This window comes from Pseudomonas sp. P867 (genome assembly GCF_019891455.1).
Classification (GTDB): Bacteria; Pseudomonadota; Gammaproteobacteria; order Pseudomonadales; family Pseudomonadaceae; genus Aquipseudomonas; species Aquipseudomonas synxantha_A.
The window spans coordinates 16,630-28,881 of the sequence record NZ_JAFLXB010000002.1 but is presented as its reverse complement, the minus strand read 5'-3'; the positions used below and the strand labels follow the sequence as shown (position 1 = coordinate 28,881).

Here is a 12,252-nt window from a genome sequence, read left to right as displayed (position 1 = left end):
GGTCGTTATTGTGGGGGCCGGTGTCTTTGTGCACCGTGACGCCACGTTACGCAGCTTGGCGAACCACAAAGCGCACGACGGCGACCGGCTCTTGCACTGCAGCGACCTGTCCCCTTGAATCCGTGCATCAACGGGAGTATCACAGTGCCACGCTGCCCGCCCCACGAGAGCGCCACCATGTCCCAGGATTTCTACTTCTTGCTGATGCCGGGTTTTTCGGCCATCGGTTTTATCTCGGCCTTGGAACCGTTACGGGTCGCCAACCGCTTTCGTGGCGAGTTGTACCGCTGGCACATATTGAGTGCAGATGGCGGTGCGGTGCTGGCGAGCAACGGTATGTCGGTCAACGCCGACGCCGCGCTGGAGCCGCTGGAAAAAGGCGCCACATTATTAGTGGTGGCCGGTTTCGAGCCTTTGCAATGCTCCACCCCGGCGCTGGAGCATTGGCTGCGTCGCCTCGATCACGACGGCGTGACCTTGGGCGCCATCGACACCGGCGCCTGTGTGCTGGCCGAAGCGGGGCTGCTCGATGGCCACCGCCTGACCCTGCACTGGGAAGCCATCGACGCCTTCAAGGAAGCCTATCCGCAGTTGAGCGTGACTCAGGAACTGTTCGAGATCGACCGTCGCCGCATTACCTGCGCCGGCGGCACCGCGTCCATCGACTTGATGCTCGATCTGATCGCCCAGGCCCACGGCTCGGAACTGGCGGTCCAGGTCTCGGAGCAATTCGTGCTCGGCCGTATACGCCCACGCAAAGACCACCAGCGCATGCAGATCGCCACGCGCTACGGCATCAACAACAAGAAACTGGTGCACGTGATCGGCGAAATGGAGCAACACACCGAACCGCCCCTAAGCACCCTGGCCCTGGCCGACGCGATCAAGGTCACCCGGCGTCAACTGGAGCGCCTGTTTCGTCTGCATCTGAACGACACCCCGAGCAACTTCTATCTCGGCCTGCGCCTGGAGAAAGCTCGGAAACTGCTGCGCCAGAGCGACATGAGTGTGCTGGAGGTGAGCATTGCGTGTGGGTTTGAGTCGCCGTCCTATTTCACCCGCAGCTATCGCGCCAGGTTTGCCAAGTGTCCTAGGGAGGATCGGCGACGGGAGGTGGTTTGACGGACAATTATAGTCAATTATACTTATCGCTATAATTTATAGTCCTTTCCATAATTGAGTATAAAATCATGTCCACGCACAGCGGCTTTGTGTTTCGCCGCCCCACCCTGGCAAGCAGTATTGCCGATGGCCTGGTGGGGGCCGGTATTCAGGATTTCACCTCCGGCCTGTTTCTTGCGGCGCCCCGACGCACGGGCAAAAGCACTTTTCTGCGCGAAGACCTGATTCCGGAATGTCAGCTCCGGGGCTGGCTGGCGGTGTATGTCGACCTGTGGGCCAACAAGGAAAAAGACCCCGCCGAGCTGATCGCGAGTGCCATTGCGGGGGCGTTGGTGCCGTTTGAAAAGGGCATTCGCAAACTGGCAAAGAACATTGGCATCGAGAAACTAAGCTTTCTGCGTACGCTTTCCTGGGACTTTACCAAGCCACAATTGCCTGTCGGTGCGACGCTGACCCAAGCGTTGGAATTGCTCCATAGGGCTGCAGGAAAACCCGTTGTGCTGGTGATTGACGAAGCACAGCACGCATTAACCACCGAATCAGGTATCAATGCGATGTTCGCGTTGAAGGCTGCCCGGGATCAGCTCAACCAAGGCCGTTACGAGGAGGGCAGCGGTTTGCGCCTGGTGTTTACCGGATCCAATCGCGACAAGCTCGCCCATTTGGTATTGGGTAAAAGCCAGCCATTCTTCGGTTCCAGCATCACGCCGTTTCCGCTGCTGGGCAAAGCGTTCACCCAGGCCTACACCGTGCACCTCAACGCGCACCTGGCCAAGAACAACCAATTCAACGCGGCTGATATTGATGAGGCGTTTGAGCGGGTAGGTCGGCGTCCCGAGATGTTGCGCACGATCATCGGTGAAGTCGCATTGGAGCTGGGCGAGGCGAGCAATCTGGGCCAACTGCTGCACAGTCGTGCAGAACTGCTGCGCGCGGGTGTATGGACCGAGTTCGAAAGCGCCTGGAACGCCCTGACCATCCCTCAGCGCGCCGTGCTGGAGGTGATGGTGGAGCGTTCTCAAAACAACGAACCCTTCGCGCCATTCACCGATAGCACCCTCACGGCTGTCAGCAAGGCGCTGGAAAAGATGGGTAGCGACGTGGTGCCGGGTACCCAGACCATCCAGGCCTGCATCGATGCCCTGCGCGATAAGGAACTGGTGTGGAAGTCGAGCCGAGGCGGCTATGCCCTGGAGGACAAAACCTTCGGTGACTGGCTGCAACACAAAAGCCCTGCACCGCGCTAAAAGGCCGGCTCCTAAAGAGAGCGGGTGTGGCTTATTTCTTTACCAGGGCCGAGCATGCCGCCTTGTAGGCTTCATGCTGGTACTTGTTCAGCGTCGCGGGCAGATCAAAGGTGTGCTTCTTGTTCTGTGCATTGATGGTCTGCGGCGACAGCAGCGTCACCTCCACCCCGTCCAGCAACTGAAACACCCCTTCAATCTTGAACGTCGTCGGGCCGCCGGCAAACTCGCCTTTTTTGCTGCGCTTCTTGATCGCGATACGGGTAATGGCGTTCGCCTGCACGAAGGCCTTTACCTGGGCGGCGAAGGCTTTGACGTTGGCCGCTTCATCGTCGTCATCAAGGGCGATTTTCTTGGTGGCCAGGGCGATGTGGGTCAGTGCCTGGTTGTCCAGAGCGGCGAGGGCGATGATGGCTTCGCTGCCTTTGATTTCGATGCCGCAAGTAGTCATGGAATGCTCCGCGCCCCAGAAAATGCTCATGGGTAAGTTATTTATCGGGGCGCATGATACCGCCAAGCTCAAACAGCTTCTTTACGGTTTCGCTCATGGGCTGCATTTGAGAGATCTCAATGTGCAATTTCAACAAACTGGCTTTCTTGATTTCTTCGTCGAGTTCATTTTGGCGCTCGTTTGGCCCGTGGATTTTTTTGCGCCAGCCGCTTAGGCCAAATACGGTTAGCCATGATGCGACGAGGGCGTATATGACGAGGGCGATCAATGAAAGCGCCTCTCGAGCACGTACGAAGTTAAATACAAGATCGAGGGTGTCAGGATCAGCAGGTTTGTAGCCGGCCTTCAGCTCTGACTGGATTTTCAATGCAGCTGCTAAAAAATCCGGATCGTTATTTAATTTCTTTGAAAGCTGCGGGATATAGTCTTTCTCGGTGTCACCCTCTTTAAGAGCGGTGATGCGGTTTTCGAATAATCTCTGATTATGCTGGTTTGAAAAGTTGTCCAGAGACGCGTTGGTCTGTACTTCGATTCGATAATCCAGGTAAGCCAATGACAGGATGGCAAACAGCGCGCCGCCGAGCATCAGCAAGCCGCAAACAGCGGCAAATTTGTACAGGTTGTCGGTGGGAGGGGTAGGAAACCATTGCATTGTTCAGTACTCATCCTTGAGAGGGAAAGCATCGTTAAATTTGACGAGCGCGCAAAAGCAGCGTGGGACTTGCTTGGCCAATAGGGTGCGCAAATCACTCCTGCCCAATCGACTCCAAAAACTCCGACCGCTCATCACTCATCCGCGCCAGGCAATCATTCTGCGCAATCGCATACTCCTTGCTGCCATTGACCGCCGGGAAGGTGTCCACCGCGCAATCGGCATCACGCAGTTTTTCCCATTTCTGCTGGGCGTCCTTCAGACGGGCGGTAATGTCGGCCAGTTTGGTCTTGTCGCTGCCGTAGGTTGAAGCCATGCGCTCCAGCAGGCCCTGATAGTTATCCTTGAGCAATTGCTCGGCGGTGGTTTTGTTGTAGGCGGCGCAGGCCAGGGTCTGTTTGTCGTTTTCGATGCCGTCGCACGGCGTGCTGTCGGTGTCTTCGGCTGCGTGAACGCCGGTTGCGATGAGTGCCAAAGCCAGGAAAATCGATTTCATTGCGCCGTCTCATATCACGTGATGCGCAATTCTGGCTCAAGCGTAAGACAAAGAACAGTCGCCCGTCAGGCATGTCTGCACAGCCTTTGTCGTGGATTGACGCTTTCGGCAATTCCCCTGTCGTTTTTGCACCCGGCTCGGGTTGTCCCTGGGCATATGCTGGCCCCAAAGCGCCGGCAGACGATTCGGCGCATGAATCGCCAATAAGGGGACGCCTGATGAGCCCAGCCGAGTTGCACGCCGACAGCATCGTTATCGACGGTCTGATTATTGCCAAGTGGAACCGCGACCTGTTCGAAGACATGCGCAAAGGCGGCCTCACCGCCGCCAACTGCACGGTGTCGGTGTGGGAAGGCTTCCAGGCCACGATCAATAACATCGTCGCCAGCCAGACCCTGATCCGCGAGAACAGTGACCTGGTGATCCCGGTGAAAACCACCGCCGACATCCGCCGTGCCAAGGAACAGGGCAAGACCGGCATCATCTTCGGCTTCCAGAATGCCCATGCGTTTGAAGACCAGCTCGGCTATGTCGAGATCTTCAAGCAGCTCGGCGTTGGCGTGGTGCAGATGTGCTACAACACCCAGAACCTGGTGGGCACCGGCTGCTACGAGCGCGACGGCGGGTTGTCGGGCTTCGGGCGCGAAATCGTCGCCGAGATGAACCGTGTCGGCATTATGTGCGACCTGTCCCACGTTGGTTCCAAGACCAGCGAAGAAGTCATCCTCGAATCGAAAAAGCCGGTGTGCTATTCCCACTGCCTGCCGTCCGGGCTCAAGGAACACCCGCGCAACAAGTCCGATGAAGAACTCAAGTTCATCGCCGACCACGGTGGGTTTGTCGGCGTGACCATGTTCGCGCCGTTCCTGGCCAAGGGCATCGATTCGACCATCGACGACTACGCCGAAGCCATCGAATACACCATGAATATCGTCGGCGAAGACGCCATCGGCATCGGCACCGACTTCACCCAGGGGCATGGCCAGGATTTCTTCGAAATGCTTACCCATGACAAGGGCTACGCCCGCCGCCTGACCAGCTTCGGCAAGATCATCAACCCGCTGGGCATCCGCACCGTGGGTGAATTCCCCAACCTCACCGAGACCCTGCTCAAGCGTGGCCACCCCGAGCGCGTGGTACGCAAGATCATGGGCGAGAACTGGGTCAACGTCTTGAAGGACGTCTGGGGCGAATAAGCCAGACACCTACCGGCAACACCACAACGAATTTTTCTGGAGTTAAGTTTCCATGGCCAAGATCGCCCCGCAATTGCCAATCGAAGTTGACAGCGAAACCGGTGTCTGGACCTCCGACGCCCTGCCCATGCTGTACGTGCCGCGCCATTTCTTCGTCAACAACCACATGGGTATCGAAGAGGTGCTGGGCGCTGATGCCTACGCCGAGATCCTCTACAAGGCCGGCTACAAATCCGCCTGGCACTGGTGTGAAAAGGAAGCCGAGTGCCACGGCCTGGAAGGCGTCGCGGTGTTCGAACACTACATGAAGCGCCTGTCGCAACGTGGCTGGGGCCTGTTCAAGATCCAGGACATCGACCTGGATAAAGGCACCGCCAGCGTCAAGCTTGAGCACTCGGCGTTCGTCTACGTGTACGGAAAGGTCGGGCGCAAAGTCGACTACATGTTCACCGGCTGGTTTGCCGGTGCCATGGACCAGATTCTTGAGGCCCGTGGCAGCAAGATCCGCACTGTCGCCGAACAAGTCTACGGAGGCTCCGAAGAGGGCCACGACGATGGCCTGTTCACCGTCAAACCGTTGTAAGCCGAGGACCGTGCCATGGCTTTCGAAGCAATGTTTGCGCCGATCCAGATCGGCAAGCTGACCATCCGCAACCGCGTGCTCAGTACCGCCCACGCCGAGGTGTATGCCACCGACGGCGGCATGACCACCGACCGCTATGTGAAGTACTACGAAGAGAAAGCCAAGGGCGGTATCGGCCTGGCGATCTGCGGCGGCTCCTCGGTGGTGGCCATCGACAGCCCCCAGGAATGGTGGAGCTCGGTGAACCTGTCCACCGACCGCATCATCCCGCACTTTCAGAACCTGGCCGACGCCATGCACAAGCATGGCGCCAAGATCATGATCCAGATTACCCACATGGGCCGTCGCTCACGCTGGGACGGCTTCAATTGGCCGACCCTGATGTCGCCGTCCGGCGTGCGTGAGCCGGTGCACCGTGCCACCTGCAAGACCATCGAGCCGGAAGAAATCTGGCGCGTGATCGGCAACTACGCCCAGGCGGCGCGTCGTGCCAAGGCCGGTGGCCTGGACGGGGTTGAACTGTCTGCCGTGCACCAACACATGATCGATCAGTTCTGGAGCCCGCGGGTCAACAAGCGTACCGACGAATGGGGCGGCAGCTTTGAAGGCCGCATGAAGTTCGGCCTGGAAGTACTCAAGGCCGTGCGTGCCGAAGTGGGCGATGACTTCTGCGTGGGCATGCGCCTGTGCGGTGACGAGTTCCACCCGGACGGCTTGTCCCATGAGGACATGAAGCAGATCGCCAAGTATTACGACGACACCGGTATGCTCGACTTCATCGGCGTGGTGGGCTCGGGGTGCGACACCCACAACACCCTGGCCAACGTGATCCCGAACATGAGTTACCCGCCGGAGCCGTTCCTGCACCTGGCAGCCGGGATCAAGGAAGTGGTCAAGGTTCCGGTGCTGCACGCGCAGAACATCAAGGACCCGAACCAGGCCACGCGCATCCTCGAAGGCGGCTATGTGGACATGGTCGGCATGACCCGTGCGCACATCGCCGACCCGCACCTGATTGCCAAGATCAAGATGGGCCAGATCGACCAGATCAAGCAATGCGTGGGCGCCAACTACTGCATCGACCGCCAGTATCAGGGCCTGGACGTGCTTTGCATCCAGAATGCCGCGACCTCCCGTGAATACATGGGCGTGCCGCACATCATCGAGAAAACCACCGGGGCCAAGCGCAAGGTGGTCGTGGTGGGCGCAGGCCCCGCTGGTATGGAGGCAGCACGTGTCGCCGCCGAACGCGGCCACGACGTAACCCTGTTGGAGAAAAAAGAGTTCATCGGCGGGCAGATCACCACCGCTTCGAAAGCGCCGCAGCGCGACCAGATCGCCGGTATCACTCGCTGGTACCAGTTGGAGTTGGCGCGCTTGAAAGTCGACCTGCGCCTGGGCGTGGCGGCGGATGCCGAGACCATTCTGGACCTGCGTCCGGACGTGGTGGTGCTGGCGGTGGGCGGGCATCCGTTCATCGAACAGAACGAACATTGGGGCGCCGCCGAAGGCTTGGTGGTGAGCAGTTGGGATGTGCTTGACGGCAAAGTCGCGCCGGGCAAGAACGTGCTGGTGTACGACACCATTTGCGAGTTCACCGGCATGTCGGTGGCGGACTTCCTGGCCGACAAAGGCTGCCAGGTGGAAATCGTCACCGACGACATCAAGCCCGGTGTGGCAATTGGCGGTACGTCGTTCCCGACTTACTACCGCAGCATGTACCCCAAGGAAGTGATCATGACCGGCGACATGATGCTGGAAAAGGTCTATCGCGAGGGCGACAAGCTGGTGGCAGTGCTGGAGAACGAATACACCGGCGCCAAAGAAGAGCGCGTGGTCGACCAGGTGGTGGTGGAGAACGGCGTACGCCCGGACGAGGCCCTTTACTACGGGCTCAAGGAAGGCTCACGCAACAAGGGCCAGATCGACGTTGAAGCCTTGTTTGCGATCAAACCGCAGCCGTGCTTGAGCGAGGCGGGCGAAGGGTACTTGCTGTTCCGCATTGGTGACTGTGTGGCCCAGCGCAACACCCACGCTGCGATCTACGACGCCCTGCGCCTGTGCAAGGATTTCTAAGCCGACACCGAACCAAAAAGTGGACTCGGTTCAAATGTGGGAGGGGGCTTGCCCCCGATAGCGGTGGGTCAGCTACAACAGTATCAACTGACACTCCGCCATCGGGAGCAAGCCCCCTCCCACATTTCAAGGCCAGTTTCACAGTAGACCTGTGTGGTCTGTGGGAGCTTCATCATGTTGAACACCTTGCTGCCTATTCTGTTGTTTGCCGCTTTGGGCCTTGCGGTCCTCGGCGCCCTGCGCCGGGTGAACATGTGGCGCCGTGGGCGTGCATCCAAAGTCGATCTGCTGGGCGGTCTTCTGGCCATGCCCAAGCGCTACATGGTCGACTTGCACCACGTGGTCGCCCGCGACAAATACATTGCCAATACCCACGTCGCCACGGCGCTGGGCTTTGTGCTGTCGGCGCTGCTGGCTATTGCGGTGCACGGCTTCGGCCTGCAGAACCGCATTCTCGGCTATGCCTTGCTGCTGGCTTCGGCGTTGATGTTTGTGGGCGCGATCTTCATGTACCTGCGCCGCCGCAATCCGCCTGCGCGCCTGTCCAAGGGCCCATGGATGCGCCTGCCGAAAAGCCTGATGGCGTTCTCGGTGAGCTTTTTCCTGGTGACCTTGCCGGTGGCCGGGATTCTGCCCGCTGACTTTGGCGGCTGGCTGCTCGCTGCGCTGCTGAGCGTGGGCGTGCTGTGGGGCGTATCGGAAATGTTCTTCGGCATGACCTGGGGCGGGCCGATGAAGCACGCCTTCGCGGGTGCCCTGCACCTGGCCTGGCACCGCCGCGCCGAGCGCTTCGGTGGTGGCCGCTCCACCGGTCTGAAGCCGCTGGACCTCAGTGATAAAACCGCGCCGCTTGGCGTGGAAAAGCCCAAGGATTTCACCTGGAACCAGTTGCTCGGCTTCGACGCCTGCGTGCAATGCGGCAAGTGCGAAGCAGCGTGCCCGGCGTTCGCTGCCGGCCAGCCGCTGAACCCGAAAAAGCTGATTCAGGACATGGTCGTTGGCCTGGCCGGTGGCACCGATGCCAAGTTTGCCGGCAGCCCGTATCCGGGCAAACCGATAGGCGAACATGGCGGCAACCCTCATCAGCCAATCGTCAACGGGTTGGTGGATGCCGAGACGTTGTGGTCGTGCACCACCTGCCGCGCCTGCGTGGAAGAGTGCCCGATGATGATCGAGCATGTCGACGCCATCGTCGACATGCGCCGCCACCTCACCCTGGAAAAAGGTGCCACGCCGAACAAGGGCGCCGAAGTCCTGGAAAACCTGATTGCCACCGACAACCCCGGCGGTTTCGCACCGGGCGGTCGCCTCAACTGGGCGGCGGACCTGAACCTGCCGTTGCTCAGTGACAAGGGCAGCTGCGAGGTGCTGTTCTGGGTCGGCGACGGTGCCTTCGACATGCGCAACCAACGCACCCTGCGGGCGTTTGTCAAAGTGCTCAAGGCGGCGGGGGTGGACTTTGCGGTACTTGGCCTGGAAGAACGCGACAGCGGTGACGTAGCGCGGCGTCTGGGCGATGAAGCAACTTTCCAATTGTTGGCCTCGCGCAATATCCAGACGTTGGGCAAATATAGCTTCAAGCGCATTGTTACCTGCGACCCGCACAGTTTCCATGTGCTGAAAAACGAGTACGGCGCCTTCAACGGCAATTACGTCGTACAGCATCACAGCACCTTCATGGCCGAGTTGATCGGCGACGGCGCGCTGAACCTGGGCCAGCACAAAGGCAGCAGCGTGACCTACCACGACCCTTGTTACCTGGGCCGCTACAACGGCGAATACGAGGCACCGCGCCAAGTGCTGCGGGCGTTGGGCATCGAGGTCAAGGAAATGCAACGCTCAGGCTTCCGTTCGCGCTGCTGCGGCGGTGGCGGCGGCGCGCCGATCACTGACATTCCCGGCAAGCAACGTATCCCCGACATGCGCATGGAAGACATCCGCGAAACCGGTGCCGAACTGGTGGCCGTGGGCTGCCCGCAATGTACGGCGATGCTTGAAGGTGTGGTCGAGCCGCGGCCATTGATCAAGGATATTGCCGAGCTTGTGGCCGACGCTTTGCTTGAAGACCCTGTGCCGGCAAAAGCGCCTAAACGTGAACCCGCGGAGGTGCATTGATGAGCGACATTATTCGCCGTGACCCTCGGGCCGAATGGATCGCCCGTAACCGTCTTCACCCCTTGCACGCGGCCATGCAGCCCGTGCAGCAGAGCTGGATGGGGCCCAACGGCATCATTCGTAAAAACGTGCACGGTGTCGGTTTTATCGGCCCCAACGGCATCAAGCGTATTGACCGCAGCGGTGCCCAGCAGGGCGGTGCGGCCAAGCGTACGGCGGCGGTGGAGGTACAGTTGCCACTGCATCAGGTGCCAACGCCCGCGTTCTACATCAGTGTGGTGCCGGACATGGTCGGTGGCCGCTTGAGCAGCCACGACCGTGACTTGCTTGGCCTGGCCAGGCAACTGGCTGGCAGCGACGGCGCGGTGCTGGCCGTGGTGTTTGGTGAACACAAGGAAAACGCCTTCGCCACTGCCGGTGTCGATCGCCTGCTGGTACTGGACGGCCACGCGTTCGACGGTTATTCACCGGAGCAACGCGTACAAGGCCTGCGCGCTGTGGATAACCAGTTCAATCCGCGCCACTGGCTACTGCCGGACAGCCGCAGCGGCGGCGGTGAATTGGGTCGGCGCTTTGCCGCCAGCCTCAAGGAACGCCCGGCGACACGCGTTTGGCAAATCAAGGGCGATGAGTGCATCGGCCGTGCGGGGGCGGGCCAGCAAGATTTGGCCCGGCCGCTGCCGCGCCTGATCCTGGCGGCCGTTGAGTGTGCCGACCCGGTCAGCGAGACCCGGCATGAGGTACTGCCCGTAGAGTTATCCACAAGCCTGGCGCGCAGTTTGTCGCGTATCGAGGACCTGGGGGCGGTGGCGGTGGATCCTGCGGCGATTCCCATGGCCGAAGCGGAATTCATTTTCTCCGGTGGCAATGGCGTGAAGGACTGGGCGCTGTTCCACCAGACCGCCGCAGCCCTGGGCGCCACCGAGGGCGCGTCGCGGGTGGCGGTGGACGATGGCTTCATGGCGCGTGATCGTCAGGTCGGCGCCAGCGGCACCTGGGTCACGGCGCGGGTGTACGTGGCCGTGGGTATTTCCGGGGCGATCCAGCACCTGCAAGGCATCGGGGCCTGCGACAAGGTGGTGGCGATCAACCTCGACCCGACCTGCGACATGATCAAGCGTGCCGACCTGTCGGTGATCGGCGAAAGCGCCGCGATTCTGCAAGCCTTGATCGATGCGGTGCAGGCCTACCGCAACGGCGCCAAGCGCGATGCAGCTTAGGGACATGACCATGACAACCACTGTAATCAGCTTGGTATCCATCGGCGCCCACCCCACTTCCGGGCGCCCGCGCCGTGCGGAGCAGGACGCCCGCGCTGTCGAGCTGGGCCTGCAAATGGCTGGGGATAAGTTGCAGGTGCTGCACGCCGGCGATATCAACGAGCCGACCTTGCGCAGCTACCTTGGGATGGGGCTGGCGCAACTGCATGTACTGGAACAACCGCCCGGCGCCGATGCCTTGCCGGTACTCAGTGAATACCTGCATGACGCCGGCGCCCAGGTGGTACTCACCGGCAGTCAGGCGGAAACCGGCGAAGGCTCGGGCATGTTGCCGTTTTTGCTGGCAGAACAATTGGGTTGGCCGTTGATTGTAGGGTTGGCCCAGGTGGAATCCATCGACGCGGGCGTCGCCCATGTACTGCAAGCCTTGCCTCGCGGCCAGCGGCGGCGCCTGAAAGTGCGCCTGCCGTTTCTGGCCACCGTGGATAACGCTGCGCCCAAACCGCGCCAGAGTGCATACGGCCCGGCGCAACGTGGCGAACTGGCGGCCCATGAGGTGGAGATCGAACAGGACGAGTTATTCACAGGCGCCCTGCTGCAACCGGCCAAGCCAAGGCCCAAGCGTCTCAAGGTGATCAAGGCCAAGAGCGGCGCCGACCGTATGAAGGCTGCCACGGCCAAGGCCAGTGGCGGTGGTGGGCAGGTGCTCAAGGGTGTGAGTGCTGAAGAGGGCGCTCAGGCGATTCTCAAGCTGTTGATTGAAGAGGGTGTCGTACGCTGATCCGCTGTGGGAGGGGGCGCGCTCCCTCCCGCATGAGTTCTGCGGTTTACCCACAATCGCTGTTGATCCGCTTGTGGATAACCTGTTCGCGGTTGTCCACACCCCCTATGTATCAAGCCTTGCAGCCCTCTGTACGAAAAATAGCCAGCCTAAACTGCGGTTTTTCCAGGAGTTTTCCCGGTTGGCAGTACTGACTTGCCCCCAAAGTCTGTTGGCGCATCTGTGGATAAGATGTTCGCTATCTTCTGTAAGCCATGTAAACAAAGGCTTTCAGAGGGTCGATCAAAAATCGATCAATTTCGGCTTTTTTCTGCAT

11 protein-coding genes are annotated in these 12,252 nt (G+C 60.2%); 8 read left to right on the top strand and 3 right to left on the bottom strand.

Annotated features, from left to right (window positions below):
* Nucleotides 1–177 precede the first annotated feature (177 nt).
* Nucleotides 178–1,122 carry a GlxA family transcriptional regulator gene (locus J1G33_RS03605; protein ID WP_005792161.1) on the top strand — a complete coding sequence of 315 codons (945 nt, stop codon included), beginning with the start codon at nucleotides 178–180 and terminating at the stop codon, nucleotides 1,120–1,122.
* A 68-nt stretch (nucleotides 1,123–1,190) separates the two neighbouring features.
* Complete coding sequence (locus J1G33_RS03600) at nucleotides 1,191–2,369, top strand: hypothetical protein (protein WP_103735270.1); 1,179 nt, start codon at nucleotides 1,191–1,193, stop codon at nucleotides 2,367–2,369.
* Nucleotides 2,370–2,400: 31 nt separating this feature from the next.
* Here J1G33_RS03600 and J1G33_RS03595 read toward each other — a convergent pair whose 3' ends face one another.
* From J1G33_RS03595 to J1G33_RS03585, 3 genes are all read right to left on the bottom strand, one after another.
* Nucleotides 2,401–2,817: a DUF3010 family protein gene (locus tag J1G33_RS03595; protein WP_148854078.1), complete on the bottom strand. Its 417-nt coding sequence runs from the start codon at nucleotides 2,815–2,817 to the stop codon at nucleotides 2,401–2,403.
* A gap of 37 nt (nucleotides 2,818–2,854) precedes the next feature.
* A complete protein-coding gene (locus J1G33_RS03590) occupies nucleotides 2,855–3,469 on the bottom strand; it encodes a hypothetical protein (RefSeq protein ID WP_032879060.1) in 615 nt (204 codons plus the stop codon).
* A gap of 94 nt (nucleotides 3,470–3,563) precedes the next feature.
* The gene (locus tag J1G33_RS03585; RefSeq protein ID WP_005792155.1) at nucleotides 3,564–3,965 is read right to left on the bottom strand and encodes a lysozyme inhibitor LprI family protein; all 402 of its coding nucleotides are present in this window, start codon (nucleotides 3,963–3,965) and stop codon (nucleotides 3,564–3,566) included.
* A gap of 218 nt (nucleotides 3,966–4,183) precedes the next feature.
* Here J1G33_RS03585 and J1G33_RS03580 point away from each other — a divergent pair, with 218 nt between their 5' ends.
* The 6 genes from J1G33_RS03580 (at nucleotide 4,184) to J1G33_RS03555 (ending at nucleotide 11,936) form a co-directional block, all read left to right on the top strand.
* Complete coding sequence (locus J1G33_RS03580) at nucleotides 4,184–5,161, top strand: dipeptidase (RefSeq protein WP_005792153.1); 978 nt, start codon at nucleotides 4,184–4,186, stop codon at nucleotides 5,159–5,161.
* A 52-nt stretch (nucleotides 5,162–5,213) separates the two neighbouring features.
* A complete protein-coding gene (locus J1G33_RS03575; protein ID WP_005792152.1) occupies nucleotides 5,214–5,744 on the top strand; it encodes a DUF5943 domain-containing protein in 531 nt (176 codons plus the stop codon).
* Nucleotides 5,745–5,759: 15 nt separating this feature from the next.
* Nucleotides 5,760–7,820, top strand: coding sequence for a dimethylglycine demethylation protein DgcA (gene dgcA, locus J1G33_RS03570; protein WP_032879068.1), 2,061 nt, complete (start codon nucleotides 5,760–5,762; stop codon nucleotides 7,818–7,820).
* A gap of 174 nt (nucleotides 7,821–7,994) precedes the next feature.
* Nucleotides 7,995–9,935: a dimethylglycine demethylation protein DgcB gene (gene dgcB / locus J1G33_RS03565; RefSeq protein ID WP_223017704.1), complete on the top strand. Its 1,941-nt coding sequence runs from the start codon at nucleotides 7,995–7,997 to the stop codon at nucleotides 9,933–9,935.
* On the top strand, nucleotides 9,935–11,155 hold the full coding sequence (locus tag J1G33_RS03560; RefSeq protein WP_032879074.1) for an electron transfer flavoprotein subunit alpha/FixB family protein: 1,221 nt from the start codon (nucleotides 9,935–9,937) through the stop codon (nucleotides 11,153–11,155). Before dgcB ends, J1G33_RS03560 begins: the two co-directional genes overlap by 1 nt.
* Before the next feature lie 10 nt (nucleotides 11,156–11,165).
* Complete coding sequence (locus tag J1G33_RS03555; protein ID WP_223017703.1) at nucleotides 11,166–11,936, top strand: electron transfer flavoprotein subunit beta; 771 nt, start codon at nucleotides 11,166–11,168, stop codon at nucleotides 11,934–11,936.
* Nucleotides 11,937–12,252 lie beyond the last annotated feature (316 nt).

Coding starts and splice junctions, on each gene's coding strand:
- J1G33_RS03590 (WP_032879060.1), bottom strand. CDS start 3,469: ATGCAATGGTTTCCTACCCCTCCCACCGACAACCTGTACAAATTTGCC.
- J1G33_RS03585 (WP_005792155.1), bottom strand. CDS start 3,965: ATGAAATCGATTTTCCTGGCTTTGGCACTCATCGCAACCGGCGTTCAC.
- J1G33_RS03595 (WP_148854078.1), bottom strand. CDS start 2,817: ATGACTACTTGCGGCATCGAAATCAAAGGCAGCGAAGCCATCATCGCC.
- J1G33_RS03605 (WP_005792161.1), top strand. CDS start 178: ATGTCCCAGGATTTCTACTTCTTGCTGATGCCGGGTTTTTCGGCCATC.
- J1G33_RS03600 (WP_103735270.1), top strand. CDS start 1,191: ATGTCCACGCACAGCGGCTTTGTGTTTCGCCGCCCCACCCTGGCAAGC.
- J1G33_RS03555 (WP_223017703.1), top strand. CDS start 11,166: ATGACAACCACTGTAATCAGCTTGGTATCCATCGGCGCCCACCCCACT.
- J1G33_RS03580 (WP_005792153.1), top strand. CDS start 4,184: ATGAGCCCAGCCGAGTTGCACGCCGACAGCATCGTTATCGACGGTCTG.
- J1G33_RS03560 (WP_032879074.1), top strand. CDS start 9,935: ATGAGCGACATTATTCGCCGTGACCCTCGGGCCGAATGGATCGCCCGT.
- J1G33_RS03575 (WP_005792152.1), top strand. CDS start 5,214: ATGGCCAAGATCGCCCCGCAATTGCCAATCGAAGTTGACAGCGAAACC.
- dgcA (WP_032879068.1), top strand. CDS start 5,760: ATGGCTTTCGAAGCAATGTTTGCGCCGATCCAGATCGGCAAGCTGACC.
- dgcB (WP_223017704.1), top strand. CDS start 7,995: ATGTTGAACACCTTGCTGCCTATTCTGTTGTTTGCCGCTTTGGGCCTT.